The sequence below is a fragment of the Streptomyces sp. NPDC054770 genome (assembly GCF_053611985.1).
Genome location: NZ_JBSHBL010000086.1, coordinates 1 through 21,423 on the forward strand (window position 1 = coordinate 1; position 21,423 = coordinate 21,423).

A 21,423-nucleotide genomic window follows, 5' to 3' on the forward strand; every position below is an offset into this window, starting at 1 on the left:
CGCCCGGCGCGATCGCCGGTGACTTCCGTTTCGACGGGGAGCGGGACGCCGTCGCCGCCGTGTACGACGCCGTCGCCGACCTCCTCGACGCGGTGGGCGGCGAGGCGGCCGGCCCCAAGCGCGTCGCCCTCACCGCCGCGCTCGACCACGCCCAGGACGCGCTCACCGGGCCCCGGCTGCGCCGGTACGCCAGTTCCGCCGCCGAACGCCGGCTGCACGCGCAGTACGCCGCGGCCCTGCCGCTCGCCGAGGCGGCCACCGCCCTCGCCTGGGCCGGGGAGCCGATATCCGCGCGGGCGGCTCAGGGGCCCCGGCGGCTCGCCGTCGCCGTCCGGGCGGCCGGCGGCACCGGACCGCTGCCCGCACCCTCCCGGTCCGCGCCCGCGCTGCGCGCCCTCGACGACGCCCTGCTGCGCGCCGCGGAGACCTTCGACCGGGCCGGGGACGGCGAGCAGCGGCCACCTGCCCGGCGCCGCCCCGCCCTCGACCTCGTACGGGCCGCGCTCGGCAGCGGCGGACGGGAGTACGGGCTGCGGGTCGCCCTCTGCTTCGGGGCCAGCGCCGCCATCGCCCAGGCCCTGCACCACGCCCGCTGGTACGGCGAGCACCAGCACTGGTACTGGCTGCCCGCCACCGCGGTCTTCCTCGTCAAGCCCGATCTCGGGCCGCTCGCCTCCCGGGTGCTGTGCCGGGCCGCGGGAACCGTGCTCGGCGCCCTCGTCTTCGCGGGCCTCGCCGCCGTACTGCCCCGGCCCGAAGGACTCATCGTGCTGGTGGCCGTCTGCGGGGCGGTCGTCCCGGTGTCCACCCGGCACTTCGGCGCCCAGACCGCCGTCGTCACCGTCCTCGTGCTCGCCCTGGTCATGGTCGGCGGCGAACCGCAGGCATCCGTCAGCCGCATCGGCGAGACGCTGCTGGCCTGCGCGATCGTGCTGATCGTCGGCCATCTGCCGATGGCGGGGAAGCGGGGCGGCACGGTACGGGCCCGGCTCGCGGCGGCCGGGCGGGCCGCGCACGCCTATCTCGACCACGTACTCAGCGAGTCCGGCGACCGCGGCGAACGCTGGGCCCTGCGCCGCGAGGCCTACCGCACCCTCGCCGAGGCCCGCACCGCCATCGCCCTCGCCGCCGCCGAACTCCCCGCCCTCGCCCGGCACACCGAGGGCACGGACGCGGTGGCCGCCGTACTCGAACGGCTGGTGGACACCACCACCGCGTGTGCCGTGCACCTCGACGAGACGGGACGGCTCACCGCCCGGCACACCCGGCAACTCGAGGACCTGGCCGCCGAACTGGAGCGGGACGGGCAGCGACTCGGGCTCGCGGTGCCGCGGATGCCGGTCGCCGCGTAAGCCGCATATATCCGCGCCTAACGGCGTAAAGCCAGGCAGATCAGCGCCCCAGGGTGCCCTCCAGGACCGTCACCGGGATGGGCGGGCGGTTCCAGAGGGCGAGGATCTCGTTGGCCAGGTCCACGATCGGCAGGGGCGGCCGGTCGCCGTGCACCTCGACGGCCGCCGCCGAGAGGCTGCGCGGAACCGCCGACGCGTCCAGCAGGACCCGCCAGTCCTCCGGACTCAGTTCCAGGAACTCCAGACCGGTCAGCTTCGCGATCTCCAGCGGGTCGGCGAGCGTGTCGGGGTAGGCGCTGAGGGTCCGCAGCCGGGGCAGCCCGATGACCGGGGCGAGGCCGAACCGCCGGCCCTCGTCCAGTACGCCGATGCTCAGCACCTCCAGGCCGGGGTGGGCGGCCTCCTCGACACTCCCGATGCCCCAGTGGTTGACGTGTGCCACGGCCGGCGGGTGGTGCCCGGCGTCGCCGCCGCGCCGTACGTCTTCCGGCAGGTTCACCACCAGGTCGGTCAGGGAGCCGGCGAGCAGACCGGCTCCGGTGTGGTCCTCGTGGCCGATCACGATGATCTGCCCGGTGTGGCCGGCGGGGCCCGGCGTGAGGTCCACCGCGATCCGGTCACCGCCGCCGTTGTCGCCGAAGACGACCCAGCCCGGTGAGCCGACCAGCCCCTGCACCGCCGCGTCCGGCGGGGTGACGACCGCGTCCATCGCCGCGAACTGCCAGTCGGTCGGACGGGTCGACGCGTCCGCGAGGTACACCTCGTCCAGCGGGAAGAGCTCGCAGCCGACCGCCTCGGAGCCGGCGTACGGGTCCTTCCAGTCCTCCCAGCGCGCCCGCGTCACCCGGTACAGCGCCCTGAGCTCCGCGGGCAGCGGGACGCCGAGCCGGGCCTCCGCCGCCGCGATCTCCGCCCCGGTCGCGCCGACCGCGTCGGGGAGGCGTTCGCGCAGTGTCCGCTCCAGCAGCCCCGGGTCCGCGGAGGGGTGCGGCACCGCGCCCGGCGTCGGCTCGGGCAGCCGGCGCCAGGGCTCGGGTACGGCGTCCTCGACCAGGATCAGCGAACTCGGGTGCGGATTCCCGATCCCCGGTGTCGCGGCGGGGCTGCGGCCGATGACGTGGAGCACGGTCCGCCCGTCCGGCCGGATCGCCGCGGTGAAGGCCACGTCGTCGACGTCGGCCTCGGCCAGCGCCTCCTGCACCCGCTGTACCGCGTCGAACTCGTCCTGCACGTCCTCCACCTGGGCAGCCCGCCCGGGCGGTGGGGTCGGGCGGGGCAGGTCGAGACTCCAGCCGAACAGGCCGATACGCCCCACCACTTGGCCGTCCGGTACGAGGAGACGCTCCGTGTGCGCGGCACGCAGCAGCCGCAGTACCGGCTCCCAGGTGGCGAAGTCGTGCAGTGCGGGCAAGGGGGACTCCAGTCGTTCGGGAAGGGAGGGAGGCGGCGGCGATGCGATACGCGATGTGATTATCACGGAGACCGCTGCGGCCCGGTCCGTCCGCCGTCGTCCGGTCCGTCCGCGGCTGCCCGGTCCGCCCGCTGCCGCCACCCGTCCCGGAGCTGTGGGCAGCGCCCCGTCTCAGTCCGCGAACCGCGCCCACACCGGCGCATGGTCCGACCCCGCGACCCCGCGCCGCTCGGCCGGGTCCTCGCCCACCGACGGCAGGTCCGGCGGGGCGGTGGTGCCCGGCAGACCCGTGCCCGCCTCCGACAACCGGTGCACCAGCCGGTGACTGAGGAGAATGTGGTCGATCAGTTCGTGGCGCCCGGAGTCGACACGGGAGTAGCGCTGCTCCTCCGGTATGCGCGGGGCGGTGTCCCACAGCCGTACGGCGTCGCCCTTGTCCGCGTGGTCGTAGCCGGTGGTGCCGAGTTCCGAGCCGGGCGGGCCGAGGAGGATCTGGGTGGTGGCCGCCTGCACCTCGTCGTTGAGGTCGCCGAGGACCGCGATGTCGCGGGACCTGCCCTGCCCGGCGAGGAGTTCGTCCGCCAGCGCCCGCAGTGCCGTCGCCTCGGCGGCGCGCCGGTAGAGGGCGTACGCCCCGTAGCGCGCCCGTTCGCCCTCGTCGTGCGGGTAGAAACGGTCCCCGGGGTAGGTCAGGAGCTTGGACTTGAGGTGGGCCACCGCCGCCGTGAGCGGTCCGGCCGGGGCCTGGACGGTGACCGCCAGGAAGCCGCGCCCGGCCTGGGCGGCGGTCCCGCCCGAGTCGTCCGTCTGCACCGGGCGCAGCCCGGCCGGGAACGCGGCCGTGTCGGCTGCCACCGTCAGCTCGGTACGGGCCAGGAAGCCGACCCGGATGCCCCGGCCGTCGGGTGCGAGGAGAGGGCGAACCGCCAGCCCGGGCCCAGTAGTTCGGCCAGGTCCGCCAGGGCGTCGGGGTCGCCGACCTCCTGGACGCCGAGCAGGGTCGGGTCGAGCGTGCCGATCACGGAGGCGAGGGCGGCGAGCTTCGCCTCGTAGGCGGACTTGTCCTTGGGGCCGTAGGGGCTGCCGGGCCGGTAGAGGTTTTCGAGGTTCCAGGTGCCCAGGAGCATGCCGGGCTCCTTCCAGGAGGTGGTGCGGCCAGCGTGCTCGTCCGATCCGCTCCGCGACAGAGCCGGGACCGGATGCGCGGTTCGGCTCACGCGGGCCGCGGACCCTGCCGTACGTTGGGCCGATGAGCTCTGCTCCCGCCGATCACGGCTCCGCTCCCGCCGACCTCGTGATCACCGGGTGCACCGCACTCGTCCACGACGAGCAGGAACGGGTCGGATTCCTCGAGGACGCCACGATCGTCGTACGGGACGGGATCATCGAGGCCGTGGGTCCACGCGCAGACGTCGGCGCGCGGACCGGGGCGGACGCCGTCGAGCGGATCGACGCGCGGGGGCAGGCCGCCCTGCCGGGGCTGATCAACTGTCATACGCACGCGCCCATGGTCGCGTTGCGCGGACTCGCCGAGGACCTGCCGACCGAGGCGTGGTTCAACGACGTCGTCTGGCCCGTCGAGTCCAACCTCACCGAGCGGGACGTGGAACTCGGAGCGCGGCTCGCCTGTGCCGAGCTGATCCGCGGCGGGGTCACCTGCTTCGCCGACCACTACTTCCACATGGACGCGGTCGCCGCCGTCGTCGCCGAGTGCGGGCTGCGGGCCCAGCTGGGAGAGGCCTACTTCTCCTCGCAGGGGGACGCGGGCCGGGAGCGGTCGCTGGAGTTCGCACTCCGGCACCGGGGGCGGGCCGGCGGCCGGATCACCACCGCCCTCGCCCCGCACGCGCCGTACACCGTCACCGACGCCGACCTCGCCGCGACCGCCGAACTCGCCCGCGCCCACGGCCTGCCCGTGCACCTGCACGCCGCCGAGAACCGCGACCAGACCGACACCAGCCTCGCCCGGCACGGCGCCACCCCCGTCGAGGTCCTGGACCGCGCCGGGCTCCTCGACACCGATCTGCTCATCGCCCACGGCACCGGCATCCTCGACCGCGATCTGCCCCTGCTGGAACGCACCGGCGGCCGTACGGCCGTGGCGACCGCGCCCCGCACCTACCTCAAGTTCGGGTGGCCCACCACCACACCGGTCCGTGCCCTGCGTGCCGCGGGCGTCCCGGTCGGCCTCGCCACCGACGGCGCCGCCTCCAACAACTCCCTCGACGTGTGGGAGTCGATGGCGCTCACGTCCCTGATCCAGAAGTCCAGTGAGGGGGACCCGCGCTGGCTGACCTCCCGGCAGGCCCTGCACCACGCCACGCTGCAGAGCGCGCGGGCGGTCGGGCTCGGCGCGAGCATCGGCAGCCTGGCGGCCGGCCACCGCGCCGACATCGTCCTCGTCGACCTCACCGGGCCGCACACCCAGCCCGTCCACGACCTCGCGGCCACCCTGGTGCACAGCGCCCGCTCCGCCGACGTCCGCACCACGATCGTCGACGGCCGCGTCCTGATGCGCGACCGCGAGCTGCTCACCCTCGACGTGCCCGCGGTCGTCCAGGAGTTGACGGACCGGCTGCCCGGGCTCGTCGACCGCGGACACGGACGGCGCATCCAGGAGTACGACACCTGAGGGCACCGAGAAGAATCCGAGGCGCGGAAAAAATTCTTCGGCCGCGCCGATGAGTTCTCTCCCCTCCCGCGGTCACCACCCGGAACCGACCGTTGTACAGGAGGGCCCATGTCGCTTCCGGAGATCGTCTCGCGTGAGCGGTGGCGTGCCGCGCGTGCGGAGTTACTGCTCAGGGAGGAGGCGCTCACACGGGCGCGGGAGGCGCTGAGCGCAGAGCGGCGCCGGCTGCCCATGGTCGAGGTGGACCCCGGGTACGTCTTCGAGGGCGGCGACGGCAAGGCGACCCTGCTGGACCTCTTCGACGGGCGGGCCCAACTCGTCGTCCACCACTACATGTTCGACCCGGAGTGGGAGGCCGGCTGTCCCTGCTGCGCCGCCTTCCTGGACCAGCTCGGCCACCTCGCCCATCTGCGGGCGCGCGGCACCTCGTTCGCGGCGGTCTCCCGGGCGCCGTTCACCAGGATCCTGCCGTTCAAGGCGCGGATGGGCTGGACGCTGCCCTGGTACTCCTCGTACCACAGCGACTTCGACCACGACTTCAACCGCGACTTCGAGGCGACCATCGTCGTGGACGACGAACCGGTCGAACGGCCCGGAATCAGCTGCTTCCTGCGGGAGCGCGACCGGGTCTTCCACACCTATTCGGTGTACGACCGCGGCCTCGACGGACTCGGTCCGGCCGGCTCCCTGCTCGACCTGACGGCCCTGGGCCGGACACCGGAGGGCAGCGACCGCATCCGCTATCACGACGAGTACGAAGACTGACACAGTCGGTCACGAACGTGGCCGAAAGTCAACGGACCCTCACCGTCCGCCCCTGCAGCGTGTCGGCTATGTCTCAGTAGTGTCACCGGGCGAGCCGTTCGCGTTCTCCAGAGCGTTAACTCCTACAGGTAGGACGCATTTCTGGAGGTGCAGGATGGTGAACGGGCGAACCGTGCTCGAACGCTTTCCCGCAGGCGGACCGCGAGGATCATGGCCTGCGGAGGAGTTCGCGCGGGCTCGGCGGCTGGAAGGGCTGCCCGCCGAGGTCGTCATGGATCTGGCCACGGACACGTTCCTGGTCATCGTGCGCGGCACCGGCGGTGCCGAGGGCTGACCGGGGGCTGACCGGCCGTGACGGCTAACCGGCCTTGCGGACCGGCAGTTTCGCCGTGAACTGGTCCGCCTGGAGCGCGTACAGCTCCGCGTAGACACCGCCGCTCGCCAGGAGTTCGTCGGGGGTGCCCGACTCCACCACCCGGCCCTGGTCGAGGACATGCACCAGATCCGCGTGCCGGACCGACGCCAGCCGGTGCGTGATCAGTACGACGGTCTGGCCGTTGCCCGCCAGCGCGCGGATCTTCTCGAAGACCTCCAGCTCGGCCCGGGCGTCCAGGGCGGCCGTCGGCTCGTCCACGATCAGGATGTGACCGCGCCGGTAGGCGGCCCGCGCGATGCCCAGCCGCTGCCACTGGCCGCCGGACAGCTCGTGGCCGCCGCTGAAGTTGCGGGCCAGCAGGGTGTCCAGGCCGCGCGGCAGGTCCTCGACCACCTCCTCGGCGCCCGCTTCCGAGACCGACGTCGCCAGCCGTTCGTCGGTGAGCGGTGCCGACGAGCGGCCGACGGCCACGTTGACCTTGGCGGTGAACGGCCAGCGCTTGAAGTCCTGGGCGACCATGGCGATGCGCTCGGCGAGCCGGTGCCGGTCGGCCCGCGCCGCGTCGACGCCGTCCCACAGGATGTGGCCGCGGTCCGGCTGGTACAGCCCGGCCAGCAGCTTGACCAGAGTGGTCTTGCCGGAGCCGTTCTCGCCGACCAGGGCGACGATCCGGCCGAGGGGGAGGGTGAGCGTGACGTCGTCCAGGGCGGGGCGGGTGGCGTCGTCCGGATGGTCGCTCGGGTAGGCGAAGGTGACGTTCTCGAAGCGGATCTCCCGCGGGTCCTCGGGGAGCGGGTCGCCGCCGACCGGGATCGCGCGGTCCGCCGCCTCGACGTACAGCCGCTCCAGGTCGCCCACGAACAGCGCCTCCTCGTGCAGTGTGTTGATCTCCAGCACGAGGGTGTTGAGGCTCGCCGAGCCGGACCGGATCGCGATCACCGCCGTACCGGCCACCGACAGCGCCATCGCCCCGCTCAGCAGCAGCCCGCCCAGCGTCGCGTACGTGGCGACGGTCGCCAGGCCGGTCCAGGCCGCCGCGATCAGGCCGGTACGGGCCGCGAGCCGGGCCAGCCGGGCCTGCTCCGCCTCCGCCGTCTCCGACATGGCCCGGAAGTGCCGGAGCAGGAAGGGGCCGACCCCGTGCACCCGGATCTCCGGCGCCGCCTCCGGCTCGGTGAGCAGGCTGCTGATCAGATGACCGGCGCGGGCGTGCTGCACCCAGGTGTGGAACGACTCGTAGCGGCGCCGGGCGTTGGTCAGGGCGCCCCAGGCGCTCGGGATCGTCATCGTGATCAGCAGCGGGAGCAGGGCCGGGTGCAGCACGGTCAGCACACCGGCCGCGGCGATCAGCGAGATCATCGCGTTCACCACGCGTGTGCCGTACATGATCATGCGGCGGGCGGAGGAGGCGCCGTACTGCGCGGTGTCCAGCAGTTTGTGGAAGGCGTGGTCCTCGATGGCGGCGAGCTCGACGGCCGCGGCCCGCTCCAGGTACATCTCGGTCGCCACCCGCTCGACCTTGGGTTCCAGGCGGCCGGTGGCGTACGTGGACGCGGCGCGCAGCAGGGCGGCCACGAACATGACGGCGGCCATGGTCACCAGGGCGGGGGCGGCGCCGCGCAGCCGTTCCTCGATGGTGCCGGTACCGATCAGCCGGCCCAGCACGCTGTTCACGGCGAGCAGGCTCACCGCCTGGGCCACGCCGACGCCCACCTGCGAGGCCAGCACGATCCGCGCGGCCCGGGCGTCCGCCTGCCGGGCCAGCCGCAGACTGGACGTGAGCATGCCGGGCAGCCGGGTCATCATGGCGCGGAAGTCCAGCTCCAGGAAGGCGTCCCGGTGCTGGTTCCAGCCCATGTCGTAGCGGAGCGGTCCCCCGAACAGCAACTGCTCCGACTCCGACACCTCGGGCGCCGCCGTGTCCCGCCTCTTCCTCACCGCGATCCTCCCCGGGGCCGTGGCCGTGGCCGTGGCCGTGGCCATGGACGAACGGCCACTATCGCGGGCGGAGCCGCCACCGGGCAGGGCGCGCGACGAGGCTCGCGGGGCGCGGGGGAGTGCGCGGGGGGTGCGGACCGAGGTGACCCCGGGCCGGCCGGTCCCACTCCGCTGCCGGGCCGAAGCCGCGCAGTGTCACGCGCGTCACGCGGTCAGGGGGCGGGACCACTCCGGCGTCGTCCCCGTCACCCGGCACAGGGCGAGGTACAGCGGTATCGGCGGGGTGTACGGCACCTTGCCCTCGGGGCGGTGGATCAGGCGGGCGGTGCCGGGAAGCGAGGCGCCCGCGCTGTAGTGGGCCGGGGCGGGCCAGGTGAGGGCGTCGTCGGAGTCCGACGGGACGATCCACCACCAGTGCGTGCCATCGGCGTACACGCATCCCACCCGCGGCAGCCGCGGTACGACGAGCGGCCCGAGCCGCGCGGGTACGGCAACGGCGTCGCAGCCCAGCGGCGCCGTCATGCCCTCGGGCACCGGGAACGACCCGCCGGTGCCGCCCGCCGGCCAGGACCGCCGGTCACGCTTCAGGCGGACCAGGGTGTCGAGGCCCAGCGGCCGGCCGGAACCGGGCGCGCCGTTCATGCCTGCCTCCGCCGGGGCACCGGCCCCAGCACGCCGGGCTGCCTCGGAGCCCCGGACTGTTCCGGCACGCCGGGGTGTCTCAGAGTCCCGGACTGTTCCGGCACGCCGGGGTGTCTCAGAGTCCCGGAGGGTCCCAGTGCCCCGGACTGTTCCTCCGCGCCGGAGCCCGACGACGGTGGATGCGCCGGAGTGTGCGCGGGCCCGTGGGGCGAGCCGTGCGACGGACCCGGTGCGGGGCGGGCGCCCCAGCCCAGGTCGTTGCGCGGCTCGGCGGTGTCCTGGGCGGCATCGGTCTGGCGGGGCAACTCCGCCCAGACCAGCAGCCCGGGCCCGTGCTCCTGAGCCCCCCAGGCCTGGCACAGCGCGTCGACCAGGAGCAACCCCCTCCCGTGCTCCTCGTCGGGGCGCTGCGGGGACGGGTGCGGCTCGTCGGGCGAACAGCCCTCGTCGTGCACGGCGATGCGCACCGTGTCGTCGTGGTCGTGCAGTTCGCACACGACGCGAGTGCTCGCGGTGTGCACGATCGCGTTGGTGACCAGCTCGGATATGACCAGGGCGGCGGTGTCACAGGTGTCCGCGCAGACCGACCAGCCGGTCAGCCGGGCACGCACCAGGCGTCTCGCCTGGGCGGGGGAGCCCGGATGGGCGGCCAGCTCGAACCGGAACCGGCGCTGGGCAGTGCCCTCACCTGGGGCGGCTGCCTCCCCCACGCTCGAAGGAGTTCGCACGGGAGGACCCCCATCAGCACCGAGACCGAGACGGTCTGCGGCGGCGTCTGTTCCTAAGGGCGCGGACGGAATCACGCTTGCCACTATCTCCCCGCCGTGAACACTTGGCAAGTGTCACTCTGAAAAATGCAGAGTGCTGTGTGACGCGGTGAAGGGCCGTGGCACACTGCTCGCAACAGCATGTCGAGCGGCGCCAGTTGGGATCAGTGAGGATCCGGCGGACCGATCCGGCCAATGCGACCGATATGACCGAACGGGATTGTTCCGGCTGTTCGGCCTGAATCGGCCCTTCTGGTCATTTCGGTCATATCGTCAGATCTTCGAATGAGTCTTCGAATGGCGCCGCTGGGTTGTCCGCATGCCGGGTGACACCTGTATGTGCATGGCAGCTGTTGTATGTGCATGGCGGCCATGACGCCGGCGAGCCCGACGGGCGGGCCGGGCCAGGGAACTTCGTGGAGGTGGAGCGTGAGCGAGCCGCGGTCCGCGCCGACGGTGGGTCAGGTGGTCCTCGGTCGGCGCCTCCTCGACCTGCGGGAACGCGCAGGGCTCAAGCGCGAGGAGGCCGCCCGTGTGCTCCGCGTGGCGCCCGCCACCGTCCGCCGCATGGAGATGGCCGAGGTCGCCCTCAAGATCCCGTACCTCCAACTGCTCCTGAAGGCCTACGGGGTGACCGACGACGAGGCCGACCTCTTCGTCCGGCTCGCCGAGGACGCCAACAGGCCCGGCTGGTGGCAGCGGTTCCACGACATCCTGCCGACCTGGTTCTCCATGTACGTCAGCCTGGAGGGCGCGGCGAGCCTGATCCGCTCCTACGAACCGCACTTCGTGCCCGGGCTGATGCAGACCGAGGACTATGCGCGCGGGGTGCTGAAGTCGGGCGCCGTCGGCCAGACGGAGCCGGAGGAGATCGAGCGCCATGTCGCCCTGCGCATGGAACGCCAGCAGTTGCTCACCCGTACCGACGCCCCCCGCGTCTGGGCGGTGATGGACGAGACCGCCCTGCGCCGCCCGGTCGGCGGTCCGGAGGTGATGCGCGCGCAGATCGACCGACTGTTCGAGGTCACGAAGCTGCCCAATGTGACGCTCCAGGTCGCCCCGTTCTCCAGCGGGCCGCACCCGGGGACGTACGGGCCCTTCGTGCTGTTCCGATTCGCCATGCCCGAACTGCCGGACATGGTCTACAGCGAGTACCTGACCGGCGCCGTCTACCTGGACGCGCGCACCGAGGTGGCGACCCACCTCGAGGTCATGGACCGCATGGCGGCGCAGGCCGCTACGGCACAACGCACGAAGGAGATCCTCCGGGATCTCCGCAAGGAGCTGTGAATGGATCGAATAAAGCCCCAGTCCGGGCCGCGGAACCGCACCGAGCGGATCTACAACGGCATGCCTGCCCGGGAACTGGGCAGCGAGGGCTGGCACAAGCCGTGGAGCGGCGGCAACGGGGGCAACTGCCTGGAGGCGATGAAGCTGGCCGACGGCCGGATCGCCGTCCGCCAGTCGACCGACCCGGACGGGCCGGCGCTGATCTACACCACGGACGAGATGACCGCCTTCATCGAGGGCGCCAAGGCGGGGGAGGCCGACTTCCTGCTCTCTTGACCTTCCTGATCTTCGTGACGCCCCTGACCTTCCTGTGTCGTTCTGTTGTTCAAGTAATCACATGTTCGATCTTCTTGTCCTGTTACTGAATTGATCATTGACCGCGTCAGGCGCTTACGCGCGGGCGTCACAGCCAGCACCACATCCGCCGGGGTGCGTCCACCAGCCGGCTGACGGCCATCACCGGGAACGGAGGCTGCCGCAGCCGGTCCCGGCCGAGGCTCAGTCCCTAGTAGATCTACTCGATCCGTAGTAGATCTGCTCGATCGACGGCGGTCCGACCGCGAGATCGCGCCGGACCGCCGTTCCCGGCGGCTACACCGTCATCGGCCGGTCGTACGGCGATATCGGCGACGGAAGTCGCGAACTCCCCGTCAGATAGTGGTCGACGGCCGCCGCCACCGCCCGCCCCTCCGCGATCGCCCACACGATCAGCGACTGCCCGCGCGCCGCGTCCCCGGCGGCGAACACGCCGGGCACGTTCGTGGCGAAACCGGCGTCCCGGGAGACGGTCCCGCGCGGCTCCGTCACCACCCCCAGCTGGTCGAGGAGTCCGTCCTCCCGGTCGGGCCCGGAGAAACCGAGCGCGAGCAGCACCAGGTCGACGGGGAGCGTGCGCCCGGTCCCCGGCACCGGCAGCCGCGCCTCGTCCACCTCCACCAGATGCAGCGACCGCACGTGCCCGCTCTCGTCGCCCGTGAAGCGAAGCGTCGACGCCGCGAACAGCCGCGCGTCCGCGTCCGCGAAGGGCGCCGTCTCCAGGTCCCGCGCCTCCTCGTGCGCCGCCGACAGCCGGTAGATCTTCGGATACGTCGGCCACGGCTCGAGGTCCTCGTCCCGCTCGGCGCCCGGCTGTGCGTAGATGTCCAGCTGGGTCACCGACGCGGCCCGCTCCCGCAGCGCCGTCCCCAGACAGTCCGCCCCCGTGTCACCCCCGCCCACGATCACCACATGCTTCCCGGCCGCCGACATCGGCGACTCGGCCAGATCCCCCTCGCACACCCGGTTGGCCAGCGGCAGATATTCCATCGCCTGGTGTATTCCGTCCAACTCCCGGCCCGGCACCGAAAGTTCCCGCCACGCCGTCGCCCCGGTCGCGATCACCACCGCGTCGTACCGGGACCGCAGCTCCGTTGCCCGCACGTCCCGTCCGACCGTCACCGACGTGCGGAACTTCGTCCCCTCGGCCCGCATCTGGCCCAGCCGCCGTTCCAGATGGTGTTTCTCCATCTTGAACTCGGGGATCCCGTACCGCATCAGCCCGCCCAGCCGGTCGTCCTTCTCGTACACGGCGACCGTGTGACCGGCCCGGGTCAGCTGCTGCGCCGCCGCGAGCCCGGTCGGCCCCGACCCGATCACCGCCACGGTCCGCCCGGACAGCCGCTCCGGCGGCCGCGGCGAGGCGAACCCCTGCGCCCACGCATGGTCCGCGATGGCGCACTCGACGTTCTTGATCGTGACGGCGGGCTGGTTGATCGCGAGCACACAGCCGGCCTCGCACGGCGCCGGGCACAACCGTCCCGTGAACTCGGGAAAGTTGTTCGTCGCGTGCAGCCGGTCGCTCGCCGCCCGCCAGTCCTCCCGCGACACCAGGTCGTTCCACTCGGGGATCAGGTTCCCCAGCGGACACGCGTCGTGGCAGAACGGCACACCGCAGTCCATGCAGCGGTCCGCCTGCTTGCTGATGATCGGCAGCAGCGCCCCGGGGACGTACACCTCGTCCCAGTCCCGGACCCGCTCCTCGACGGGCCGCCGCGGCCACTCCTCGCGCGGCGTGGTCATGAACCCCTTGGGATCGGCCATGGTCGTCTTCCTTGCGTGCGGTTACCCAGGCCGTGCTTCATCGGGCGGCACTCTTTCGGCCACGATACGTCCCCTCGGGCCCGCCCGCAGAGTGGCTGACAGCGCTTTCTGGCTGGGGCTTCCTCAGGCGGGAGCCAGCCGGGGGCCAGCTGGGATCCAGGCCGCTTCCAGGGTGCTTCAAGGCCCCGTCCAGGCTGTGTCCAGGTCGTGTCCAGTCGGGGGCAGTCCGCTCCCGCGTCTCCCTCAGGACAGGGCCAGTACGTAGACGACCGCCGCCGCGGCCGACGCGACGGTGCGCACGTGGTTCCAGAGCGTCCACTCCCGCACATACACCGGCCAGTAGGAGGCGGCCTCCGGCGTGCCCGGCTCCAGCCTGGCCAGCGCCTCGTTCCGCGGCACGTTCGCCATCGCGGTCAGCCCGAACGAGCCGAACAGATACAGCCCGCTGCCCAGCAGCAGCTCCGCCTTCCCGCCGTCCGGCCACACCACGAACGTCACCACCGCGATCATCGCGCACACCACCGCCGACCCCGCGAACACCAGCATGAACGCCGGGGTCAGAGCCGACCGGTTGATCGCGTTCATCGCGGCGACCCCCTGCGCCGGCGGCAACGAGGCCAGCCCGCGCATCACGAAGGTCGAGAACCCGCAGAACACTCCCGCCACCAGTCCGGCCCCCAGTACCCCCAGCAGGACCAGCACGTAATACGGCCCGTCGATCACGACCACCACACCCACTCTCGCCCCTGGACACCTCCGCCACTCAAGTCAATGCCCACGGGCCACCCCCTGCCATGACTGTGAAGCCCGTCCACATACACATCCGACCGGAATCACCCCCCACGCCCTCCTCCATCTCCGCCCTCACCTCTACACCCCTGCGCCCCTGCCCGTCGTCACCCGGTCAAGCGGATCTCCACCCCCGCCTCCCACTCCCGCAGCACCGCGGCCACCGTCCGCGCGATCCGCCGCCGCGCCTCGTACCGCGGCACCCCGCTCATCAGCAGCTGGTCGTACGGCGTGTCCACGTGTCGCACCCCCGCCACCACCGCCGAGACCACCGCGCCCTCCGACAGGGCCCGCCCGGCCGCGGTCCGCCCGACCCGCCCGCTGCCCCGCGCCGACGCGTGCGCAGCGATCGCCCGGGCCCGCCCTTCCGGGCAGCCCGGAAACAGGCGCAGGATCTCCGCCGCGAACGCCTCCGTGAACCGCACGTCCTCGGCCGCCCGCCGCTTCGCGTCCCGCGCCCGGCGCCGCCGCCGCGCCTCGGCGTCGGCCAGGCACCGCGCCTCGGCCCTGGCCAGCGCGGCCTCCTCGACCAGGACGCCCTGCCGCTCGTACCGGCTCTTGCGCCGGTTGAACCGCACCACCACCGCCGACAGCGTGCTCTCCTCCCGCGACCGCCGGGTCAGTGCCGTGTCGCCACGCGGCAGGAACACCAGATGCCCGAGGTCGGCACACTCCAGGCACCGCGGCACCCCGTCCTCCACCACCAGCAGCGACAACGGCCCCCGGCTGCACGCCGCGCACCGCTTGCGCCGCAGCGGCTGGACGACCAGAAGTCCACCGTGGTGAGGGGGAGTTGCGAGGCGGGTCACATGCGGTACTTTCCCCTTCCCGGGGACTGATCTCACGTCGTTTCACGCTGTCGCTGTCGCTGTCGCTGTCGCTGTCGCTGTCGCTGTCGCTGTCGCTGTCGCTGCCCGGCCCCGGGGCCGTCCCGGCGTGCCCGAACAGCCGACCCGGCATCATGATCCTGTGCGACTCGAAGCGATCACCTGGGACCGGCTCGCCGACCGTCTGGCCGAGCGGCTGGTCGAACTGAAGCCCGCCGACGGGAGCGTCTGGCCCCGCGTCGCCTTCGACGGTGCCCCGGCCGCGCGGCCCGGCGACCTCGCGGAGCGCGTCGGTGAGGCGCTGCGGGTACGGGGCCGGCCGTCGCTCGTCGTGGGCACCGAGGGATTCCTGCGCCCCGCCTCGCTGCGCCTGGAGCACGGGCGCCGGGACGCGGAGTCGTACTACGGCGGCTGGTTCGACACCAACGCCCTGTGGCGCGAGGTCTTCGGTCCTCTCGACCCCGGCGGGACCGGCCGTGTCCTGGCCGACCTGTGGGACCCGGCCACCGACCGCGCTACCCGCAGCCCCTATGTCCAACTCCCTCCCGGCGGCCTCCTGTTGCTGCACGGACCCCTCCTGCTGCGGCACTGGTTCCCGTTCGACCTGACCGTCCATCTCCTCCTGACTCCCGGCGCCCTGCGCCGCCGCACCCCCGAGACCGACCACTGGACCCTCCCCGCCTTCGAGCGCTACGCGGCCGAGTCCGATCCCGCAGGCACGGCCGACGTCCTGGTCCGGGCCGACGACCCACGGCATCCGGCGTGGAGCGGCTGAGGGGCCTCGCGGCGGGCGCTTTTATATGCGCGTGCATTTAAGTAGGGTGGTTCACATGCCGACCTCCTCGAATGCTCCGGTCACCTTCGACGACTCCCTTCGCGCCCTCCTCGACGCCAGGAACTTCGCCAGCGTCGCCACCCTCGGCCCCGACGGCGCCCCGCACAACTCGGTGGTCTGGATCAAACGCGAGGGCGACACCGTGCTCTTCTCGTCCACCGGCGGCCGTCAGAAGGTGCGCAACCTCCGCCGTGACCCCCGCGTCAGCCTCACGGTCTTCGACCTGACCAACCCCTACCACTCGGCCGAGATCCGCGGCACCGCCGAGATCCTCCCGGACGAGGGCAAGCGGCTCCCGTACGAGCTCTCCCACAAGTACCTCGGCATCGACCCGCCCGCGGAGAAGGACGACGAGACCCGCCTGATCATCAGGGTCGTGCCGCGCAGGATCGTCGCCTTCTCGGCCTGACGGGCCGCACGTCGCGGGCGAGCGGCTCAGAGCCAGCCGTTGCGCCTGAAGCCGCGGTACAGCACCAGACACGCCGCCGATATGACGCCGATGACGAGTGGATAGCCGAACCGCCAGTGCAACTCCGGCATGTGATCGAAGTTCATGCCGTACACACCGCACACCATCGTCGGCACGGCGATCACCGCGGCCCAGGCCGTGATCTTCCGCATGTCCTCGTTCTGCGCGACCGTCACCTGCGCCAGATGCGCCTGGAGAATGGAGTTGAGCAACTCGTCGAAGGCCGCGATCTGTTCCTTCGCCCGCATCAGATGGTCGAGCACATCCCTGAAGTAGGCCTGTATCTCGGGGGCGATCACCCGTATCGGCCGGGTGGTCAGCTCCTCCATCGGCCTGGCGAGCGGCACCACCGCCCGCTTCAGCTCCAGGAGTTCACGCTTCATCTGGTAGATCCGGCCCGGGTCGGTCCGTGCGCCGTTCTCCGCGAACACGTCCGCCTCGACCTGGTCGATATCGCCCTGCACCGAGTCCGTGACGCTCAGATAGTCGTCGACCACATGGTCAGCGATCGCGTGCAGCACCGCCGCCGGCCCCTTGGCGAGCTGCTTCGGCGTGGCCTCCAGCTCCTCGCGCAGCGGCCCCAGCGAGCCGTGCCGGCCGTGCCGTACCGTGATCACGAAGTCCTCGCCGACGAACACCATGATCTCGCCGGTGTCGACCACCTCGCTGGTCGCCGTCAGCTTCTCGTGCTCGACGTAGCAGACCGTCTTGAACACCGCGAACAGCGTCTCGCCGTACCGCTCCACCTTGGGCCGCTGATGGGCCTCCACCGCGTCCTCCACGGCCAGCGGGTGCAGGTGGAACAGCTCGGCGATGCCCGCGAACTCGCTGTCCGTCGGTTCGTGCAGCCCCAGCCAGACGAACCCCTCGCCCTTCTTGCGCACCCGTTCCACGGCGGAGAACAGGTCGCTGCACTCCGGGACCCGGACCCCGTCCTCGTACGTCACACAGTTGACCACCGAGGAGCCCAGCGGGGACCGCGCGTGGTGGTTCAGGTCGACGCGGGGCAGCCGCCGGGCCAGCCGCGCCACCCTGCGCAGGCCGCCGGCCCTGCCCAGCCCCGTGACCTTCCGCAGATTCCCTGCCACCGTCATCCGGATCTCCTTGCGTGGATCCACTCGCGCAACGCTTCCCGCCTTGCCCGGCAAGTCTGCCAGTCCGGTGTGAGACCCGGGTAAGCCTGTGGGAACAGCGAGTTCCGGTTGGTTCCCGCCTGTGGAAAACCGTGTCCCCGACTCGGATCCCCGACTCGGATCCCTGACTTGGTTGCCCGACTTGGTTGCCCGCCGGTCGGCCGCCCGGACAAGCCGGGCAACTGGGATCATCGCTTCATGACACAGGCCGACGGATACCTCCTCGACAACCGCCAGAGCGAGGCCGGACAGCGCTTCGACGCCTTCGCGAACCTCTTCGACCCCACGACCTTCCGCCACCTCGAGGCACTCGGTCTGGGACCAGGCTGGCGCTGCTGGGAGGTCGGGGCCGGCGGCACCTCCGTGGTGTCCTGGCTGGCCGGGAAGGTCGGGCCGACCGGTCGGGTCGTCGCCACCGACATCGACACCTCACTGCTCGCCGCGGCCGCCCACGCACCCGTCGAGGTCCGCACCCACGACGTCGGCGCCGAGGAGCCGCCGGGGGAGGGCTTCGACCTGGTGCACGCCCGGCTCGTCCTGGTCCATGTGCCGGACCGCGAACGGGCGTTGCGCTCCATGATCAAGGCCCTGCGCCCCGGTGGACGACTGCTGATCGAGGACGCCGACCCCGCTCTCCAGCCCCTCACCTGCCTCTACGAGTACGGCCCCGAGCAGCAGCTCGCCAACCGCCTGCGCCAGGGTTTCCGCAAGCTCCTCGCCGAACGCGGCGCCGACCTCTCGTACGGCCGCAAGCTCCCCCGGCTGCTCCGTGAGGCCGGGCTGGAGCAGGTGGAGGCCGACGCCTACTTCCCCGTCGCCTCGCCCGCCTGCACCGCCCTGGAGACCGCCACCGTCCGGCAGATCCGCGACCGGCTCGTCACGGCCGGCCTGGCCACCGACGAGGACATCGACCGGCACCTGGCCAACGTGGCGACGGGCAGCATGGACCTCGCCACGGCCCCGATGATCTCGGCGTGGGGCCGCAAGGCGTAGGCCCACCGCTCCTGGGCGCGGTGCGGTGACCGGTTGCGCCGCTTCCCGGCGGGTGCCGCGGTCAGTCCCGGGCGGGCGGTCTCGCCCCCACGCGTTCCACCGCCTGCGCGCCCGCCCGGCAGCCCCGCACCGCTGCCTCCTGAGCGTCCGCGCCGGCCACCAGCGCGGCGAGGAACGCCCCGGTGAAGGCGTCACCGGCGCCCGTGGTGTCCCGGGGCGTCGCAGGGACGGCCGGGATGCGCGCGAGGACGCCGCCCGCCCGGGCCACCAGCGCACCGTCCGCTCCCGCCTTGGCCACCACCAGCGGCACCTGACGGCTCAGCTTGGCCGCGGCGTCCGCAGGATCGGGCAGCCCCGTCAGCAGGCAGGCCTCGTCCCGGCTCGGCAGCAGGACGTCCACCCCCTCGGCGAGCGCGAGAAAACGGTCCACGCCCAGCGCCACGAGGAACCCCGCCGACGCCGGGTCCAGGCTCACCGGCACGCCACGCGCGCGTGCCGCCGCCAGCGCCACCGCCACCAGGGCCCGGCTCGCTTCGGAGAACAGCAGATAGCCGGAGAGGTGCAGCCGGGCCACCCCGTCGAGCAGCGCGTCCGACCAGTCGGCGGGCTCCAGCCGCAGGGACGCCCCGCTGTCCGTGAGGAAGGTGCGCTCGGCCGAGGCGCCGTTGTCCACCAGGCAGATCACGGTCCCGGTCGCCGCCTCCGGGTCCACCACGAGCCCGGGCCGCACCCCGGCGGCGACCAGTTCCCGCTCGTGCCACTGGGCCGCGTCCACGCCCACCCGGCCCAGCAGCCGGACGTCCGCACAGCCCGCGTGGGCGGCCCAGCAGGCCACGTTGGCGCCCGCCCCGCCGGGCAGGGTCCGGATCACGGCGGCCGTGTCGGTGCCGCCCGCGAGCGGCCCTCGGTACCGCGCGACGACATCGGTGACGACGTCCCCGACGACCAGCAGCGCCCCGCCGTCGCCGGGCGTCCGGTTCCCGCCAGGCATCGCCCCCTCGCCAAGGGCCGTTGCGGCACCCGGACCTGTCCCGCGCCCGGTCGTCACCCCCTGGCCCACGCCGAAGCGATCCGTGCCGCGAGCCGGACATTGCCGCGCACGGCCGCCAGGTTGGCCTCCAGCGAGGCGCCGTCCGTGTGCCGGACCAGATAGCCCAGCAGGAACGGCGTGATCGCCTGGCCGGTGATCCCTTCCGCGTCGCACGCGTGCAGCGCGTCGGCGAGCACGCGCGCGTGCAGCGCGGGGTCGAGCTGCTCCGCCTCCGGGACGGGGTTGGCGACGATCAGCGCCGTGTCCGCCGCGTCGAGCGCGTCCTGCGCCCGCATGACGTCCGCGACCTGCTCCGGGGTCTCGAGCGTCCAGTCGACCGGATGCCCGGAGTCGGACAGGTAGAAACCGGGGAAGCGGTCCGTGCCGTACCCGGCGACGGCCACGCCCAGGGTCTCCAGGCGCTGCAGGGTGGCCGGCACGTCCAGGATCGACTTCACGCCCGCGCACACCACCGTGATCCGGGTGCGTGCCAGCAGGCCGAGGTCGGCGGACTCGTCCTGGGTCACCGTCCACTCGCGGTGCACCCCGCCGAGACCGCCCGTCGCGAACACCCGGAGACCGGCCAGCGCCGCCAGCTGCGCCGTCGCCGACACGGTGGTCGCCCCGCTCGCCCCCACCGCCACGGCGAGCGGCAGGTCGCGGTGGCCCAGCTTGCGGATCGCGTCCTCGTTGGCGACCCGCTCCAACTGGTCCTTGTCCAGGCCGACATGGGGCCGCCCGTCCAGCACGGCGATGGTCGCGGGCACCGCGCCCGCGCGCCGTACCGTGTCCTCCAGCTCCAGTGCCACCTGGAGGTTGCGCGGGCGCGGCAGCCCGTGCGCGATGATCGTGGACTCCAGGGCGACCACCGCACGACCCGCGTCGAGCGCCTCCCTGACCTCTTCCGACACCACCAGCACCACGCCTGCCTCCTGTCCGTCGGTCTTCCCTCATCTCTGGCGGGGGGTACACCCGGCTAAACGCTTGCGGCCTGTGGGGGACGCCACCAGCCTGGGCAGCATGACCGAAAACCCGGTACGTCTGGACCACGTCGTCCTCTGGGTCGCCGACCCGGCCGCCGCGGCCGGCTTCTACCAACGGATGCTCGGCCTGGAGCCGCTGCGGGTCGCCGAGTTCACCGCGGGCGAGGTGCCCTTCCCCTCCGTACGTGTCAACGAGGAGACCATCCTCGACCTCGCCCCGCTCACCCTCGCCGAGCGCATGCCCGTACTCCCCGGCGCCGCCGACAGCGCGGGCCACCCCGTGAACCACGTCTGTGTGGCCCTGCCGTCCGACGCTTTCGACGCCCTGCGCGCCCGCCTCGCCGAGCACGCCGTCCCCATGACCGACATCGGACACGACTCCTTCGGTGCCCGCGGCGAGGCCCCGCGCAACTTCTACTTCCGGGACCCCGACGGCAACGTCGTCGAGGCACGGCACTACGGCTGACCGCGTCGGCGGGTCACCGCACGACCGGGGCTCGGGGGACCGCAGGCTCGGGGACCGTGCCTCAGAACAGCGGTTCGGGCAGCACACCCTCCAGGGCGAGCAGCTTCCGCTTGGTCTCCAGACCGCCCCCGAACCCGCCGATCCCGCCGTCGCTCTCCACCACCCGGTGACACGGCACGACGACCGGCAGCGGATTGGCGCCCATCGCGGCACCCACCGCCTGCGCGCCGCCGGGCTGCCCGACCCGCCCCGCCAGATCGCCGTACCCGACCACGGTGCCGTACGGCACGCCGGCGGCCAGCTCGCGCAGCACCTGCCGGTTGAAACCGGAGATCAGCGACCAGTCCAGCGGCAGGTCGAAGTCCTGCCGCCGGCCCGCGAAGTACGCCCGCAGCTGGGATATCGCCTCGGCCAGCACCGGCTCCGCGGGATCCTCGACGGGCTCGGTGCCCAGCCGGGCGGCCAGCCGCTCCACCGCCCGCTCCCGTACCGCGTCGGTGGCGTGGAACACCACGTTGACCAGGCCGCTGCCGGTCGCCGCGAGCAGCAGCGGACCGATGTCGGTGCCCACGACGGCCCACACCACCCGCTGCCCGTACTGCCCTTCGCTGTCCATGTGCCCCACCGTACGACCCGCCACTGACAA

The 21,423-nt window shown here is 72.7% G+C and carries 21 protein-coding genes and 1 pseudogene; 10 read left to right on the plus strand and 12 right to left on the minus strand.

The genetic code is table 11. From position 1 onward, the window contains the following. The coding region (locus tag ACWGKQ_RS43460) for an FUSC family protein (RefSeq protein ID WP_453297585.1) at nucleotides 1–1,352 on the plus strand (1,352 nt) is incomplete at its 5' end. Nucleotides 1,353–1,392: 40 nt separating this feature from the next. Here ACWGKQ_RS43460 and ACWGKQ_RS43465 read toward each other — a convergent pair. Together ACWGKQ_RS43465 and ACWGKQ_RS43470 are read right to left on the minus strand one after the other, a co-directional pair. After that, the gene (locus tag ACWGKQ_RS43465) at nucleotides 1,393–2,763 is read right to left on the minus strand and encodes an SMI1/KNR4 family protein (protein ID WP_453297586.1); all 1,371 of its coding nucleotides are present in this window, start codon (nucleotides 2,761–2,763) and stop codon (nucleotides 1,393–1,395) included. 171 nt (nucleotides 2,764–2,934) lie between these two features. Next, nucleotides 2,935–3,890: pseudogene (locus tag ACWGKQ_RS43470) on the minus strand (endonuclease/exonuclease/phosphatase family protein). A gap of 122 nt (nucleotides 3,891–4,012) precedes the next feature. Between ACWGKQ_RS43470 and ACWGKQ_RS43475 the strand changes: the two are divergent. The 3 genes from ACWGKQ_RS43475 (at nucleotide 4,013) to ACWGKQ_RS43485 (ending at nucleotide 6,494) form a co-directional block, all read left to right on the plus strand. After that, the gene (locus ACWGKQ_RS43475; RefSeq protein ID WP_453297587.1) at nucleotides 4,013–5,395 is read left to right on the plus strand and encodes an amidohydrolase; all 1,383 of its coding nucleotides are present in this window, start codon (nucleotides 4,013–4,015) and stop codon (nucleotides 5,393–5,395) included. A gap of 108 nt (nucleotides 5,396–5,503) precedes the next feature. Then, nucleotides 5,504–6,160: a DUF899 domain-containing protein gene (locus ACWGKQ_RS43480; RefSeq protein ID WP_453297588.1), complete on the plus strand. Its 657-nt coding sequence runs from the start codon at nucleotides 5,504–5,506 to the stop codon at nucleotides 6,158–6,160. A 154-nt stretch (nucleotides 6,161–6,314) separates the two neighbouring features. Then, nucleotides 6,315–6,494, plus strand: a complete 180-nt coding sequence (locus tag ACWGKQ_RS43485) for a hypothetical protein (protein WP_453297589.1) — start codon at nucleotides 6,315–6,317, stop codon at nucleotides 6,492–6,494. Between the two features lie 24 nt (nucleotides 6,495–6,518). On the opposite strand, the gene ACWGKQ_RS43490 is transcribed toward ACWGKQ_RS43485, so the two are convergent. From ACWGKQ_RS43490 to ACWGKQ_RS43500, 3 genes are all read right to left on the minus strand, one after another. Continuing rightward, the gene (locus tag ACWGKQ_RS43490) at nucleotides 6,519–8,393 is read right to left on the minus strand and encodes an ABC transporter ATP-binding protein (protein ID WP_453297619.1); all 1,875 of its coding nucleotides are present in this window, start codon (nucleotides 8,391–8,393) and stop codon (nucleotides 6,519–6,521) included. A 285-nt stretch (nucleotides 8,394–8,678) separates the two neighbouring features. Then, entirely contained in the window at nucleotides 8,679–9,116 is a 438-nt protein-coding gene (locus tag ACWGKQ_RS43495; protein WP_453297590.1) for a hypothetical protein, read from the minus strand. After that, a complete protein-coding gene (locus tag ACWGKQ_RS43500) occupies nucleotides 9,113–9,826 on the minus strand; it encodes an ATP-binding protein (RefSeq protein WP_453297591.1) in 714 nt (237 codons plus the stop codon). Before ACWGKQ_RS43500 ends, ACWGKQ_RS43495 begins: the two co-directional genes overlap by 4 nt. Nucleotides 9,827–10,312: 486 nt before the next feature. On the opposite strand from ACWGKQ_RS43500, the gene ACWGKQ_RS43505 reads away from it, so the two are divergent. Then, nucleotides 10,313–11,173 (plus strand): helix-turn-helix domain-containing protein, encoded by an 861-nt coding sequence (locus tag ACWGKQ_RS43505; protein ID WP_453297592.1) that lies wholly within the window; start codon nucleotides 10,313–10,315, stop codon nucleotides 11,171–11,173. Beyond that, nucleotides 11,174–11,449, plus strand: a complete 276-nt coding sequence (locus tag ACWGKQ_RS43510) for a DUF397 domain-containing protein (protein WP_089100964.1) — start codon at nucleotides 11,174–11,176, stop codon at nucleotides 11,447–11,449. 315 nt (nucleotides 11,450–11,764) lie between these two features. Here ACWGKQ_RS43510 and ACWGKQ_RS43515 read toward each other — a convergent pair whose 3' ends face one another. From ACWGKQ_RS43515 to ACWGKQ_RS43525, 3 genes are all read right to left on the minus strand, one after another. Beyond that, the gene (locus ACWGKQ_RS43515) at nucleotides 11,765–13,252 is read right to left on the minus strand and encodes a glutamate synthase subunit beta (protein WP_453297593.1); all 1,488 of its coding nucleotides are present in this window, start codon (nucleotides 13,250–13,252) and stop codon (nucleotides 11,765–11,767) included. Between the two features lie 243 nt (nucleotides 13,253–13,495). Further along, nucleotides 13,496–13,975, minus strand: a complete 480-nt coding sequence (locus ACWGKQ_RS43520; protein ID WP_453297620.1) for an anthrone oxygenase family protein — start codon at nucleotides 13,973–13,975, stop codon at nucleotides 13,496–13,498. A 173-nt stretch (nucleotides 13,976–14,148) separates the two neighbouring features. After that, entirely contained in the window at nucleotides 14,149–14,850 is a 702-nt protein-coding gene (locus ACWGKQ_RS43525; protein ID WP_453297594.1) for a DUF2293 domain-containing protein, read from the minus strand. 160 nt (nucleotides 14,851–15,010) lie between these two features. Here ACWGKQ_RS43525 and ACWGKQ_RS43530 point away from each other — a divergent pair, with 160 nt between their 5' ends. Further along, nucleotides 15,011–15,643, plus strand: coding sequence for a uridine kinase (locus ACWGKQ_RS43530; RefSeq protein ID WP_453297595.1), 633 nt, complete (start codon nucleotides 15,011–15,013; stop codon nucleotides 15,641–15,643). A 55-nt stretch (nucleotides 15,644–15,698) separates the two neighbouring features. Next, nucleotides 15,699–16,112 carry a PPOX class F420-dependent oxidoreductase gene (locus ACWGKQ_RS43535; RefSeq protein WP_453297596.1) on the plus strand — a complete coding sequence of 138 codons (414 nt, stop codon included), beginning with the start codon at nucleotides 15,699–15,701 and terminating at the stop codon, nucleotides 16,110–16,112. Nucleotides 16,113–16,138: 26 nt separating this feature from the next. Here ACWGKQ_RS43535 and corA read toward each other — a convergent pair whose 3' ends face one another. After that, nucleotides 16,139–17,266: a magnesium/cobalt transporter CorA gene (gene corA, locus ACWGKQ_RS43540; RefSeq protein ID WP_453297597.1), complete on the minus strand. Its 1,128-nt coding sequence runs from the start codon at nucleotides 17,264–17,266 to the stop codon at nucleotides 16,139–16,141. Between the two features lie 237 nt (nucleotides 17,267–17,503). On the opposite strand from corA, the gene ACWGKQ_RS43545 reads away from it, so the two are divergent. Then, on the plus strand, nucleotides 17,504–18,298 hold the full coding sequence (locus ACWGKQ_RS43545; protein ID WP_453297598.1) for a methyltransferase domain-containing protein: 795 nt from the start codon (nucleotides 17,504–17,506) through the stop codon (nucleotides 18,296–18,298). A 61-nt stretch (nucleotides 18,299–18,359) separates the two neighbouring features. Here ACWGKQ_RS43545 and ACWGKQ_RS43550 read toward each other — a convergent pair whose 3' ends face one another. Both ACWGKQ_RS43550 and ACWGKQ_RS43555 read right to left on the minus strand, forming a co-directional pair. Further along, nucleotides 18,360–19,289, minus strand: a complete 930-nt coding sequence (locus ACWGKQ_RS43550) for a carbohydrate kinase family protein (RefSeq protein WP_453297599.1) — start codon at nucleotides 19,287–19,289, stop codon at nucleotides 18,360–18,362. Nucleotides 19,290–19,342: 53 nt separating this feature from the next. Further along, nucleotides 19,343–20,251, minus strand: coding sequence for a pseudouridine-5'-phosphate glycosidase (locus tag ACWGKQ_RS43555; protein ID WP_453297600.1), 909 nt, complete (start codon nucleotides 20,249–20,251; stop codon nucleotides 19,343–19,345). Nucleotides 20,252–20,348: 97 nt separating this feature from the next. Between ACWGKQ_RS43555 and ACWGKQ_RS43560 the strand changes: the two genes are divergently transcribed. After that, entirely contained in the window at nucleotides 20,349–20,777 is a 429-nt protein-coding gene (locus ACWGKQ_RS43560; protein WP_453297601.1) for a VOC family protein, read from the plus strand. A 61-nt stretch (nucleotides 20,778–20,838) separates the two neighbouring features. On the opposite strand, the gene ACWGKQ_RS43565 is transcribed toward ACWGKQ_RS43560, so the two are convergent. Continuing rightward, on the minus strand, nucleotides 20,839–21,393 hold the full coding sequence (locus ACWGKQ_RS43565; protein WP_453297602.1) for a methylated-DNA--[protein]-cysteine S-methyltransferase: 555 nt from the start codon (nucleotides 21,391–21,393) through the stop codon (nucleotides 20,839–20,841). Between the last annotated feature and the right edge of the window lie 30 nt (nucleotides 21,394–21,423).

Excerpts from the sequence above, each read along its gene's own strand:
- ACWGKQ_RS43475 (WP_453297587.1), top strand. The coding sequence starts at position 4,013 with ATGAGCTCTGCTCCCGCCGATCACGGCTCCGCTCCCGCCGACCTCGTG.
- ACWGKQ_RS43480 (WP_453297588.1), top strand. The coding sequence starts at position 5,504 with ATGTCGCTTCCGGAGATCGTCTCGCGTGAGCGGTGGCGTGCCGCGCGT.
- ACWGKQ_RS43485 (WP_453297589.1), top strand. The coding sequence starts at position 6,315 with ATGGTGAACGGGCGAACCGTGCTCGAACGCTTTCCCGCAGGCGGACCG.
- ACWGKQ_RS43490 (WP_453297619.1), bottom strand. The coding sequence starts at position 8,393 with ATGGGCTGGAACCAGCACCGGGACGCCTTCCTGGAGCTGGACTTCCGC.
- ACWGKQ_RS43495 (WP_453297590.1), bottom strand. The coding sequence starts at position 9,116 with ATGAACGGCGCGCCCGGTTCCGGCCGGCCGCTGGGCCTCGACACCCTG.
- ACWGKQ_RS43510 (WP_089100964.1), top strand. The coding sequence starts at position 11,174 with ATGGATCGAATAAAGCCCCAGTCCGGGCCGCGGAACCGCACCGAGCGG.
- ACWGKQ_RS43515 (WP_453297593.1), bottom strand. The coding sequence starts at position 13,252 with ATGGCCGATCCCAAGGGGTTCATGACCACGCCGCGCGAGGAGTGGCCG.
- ACWGKQ_RS43535 (WP_453297596.1), top strand. The coding sequence starts at position 15,699 with ATGCCGACCTCCTCGAATGCTCCGGTCACCTTCGACGACTCCCTTCGC.
- corA (WP_453297597.1), bottom strand. The coding sequence starts at position 17,266 with ATGACGGTGGCAGGGAATCTGCGGAAGGTCACGGGGCTGGGCAGGGCC.
- ACWGKQ_RS43545 (WP_453297598.1), top strand. The coding sequence starts at position 17,504 with ATGACACAGGCCGACGGATACCTCCTCGACAACCGCCAGAGCGAGGCC.
- ACWGKQ_RS43550 (WP_453297599.1), bottom strand. The coding sequence starts at position 19,289 with ATGCCTGGCGGGAACCGGACGCCCGGCGACGGCGGGGCGCTGCTGGTC.
- ACWGKQ_RS43560 (WP_453297601.1), top strand. The coding sequence starts at position 20,349 with ATGACCGAAAACCCGGTACGTCTGGACCACGTCGTCCTCTGGGTCGCC.
- ACWGKQ_RS43565 (WP_453297602.1), bottom strand. The coding sequence starts at position 21,393 with ATGGACAGCGAAGGGCAGTACGGGCAGCGGGTGGTGTGGGCCGTCGTG.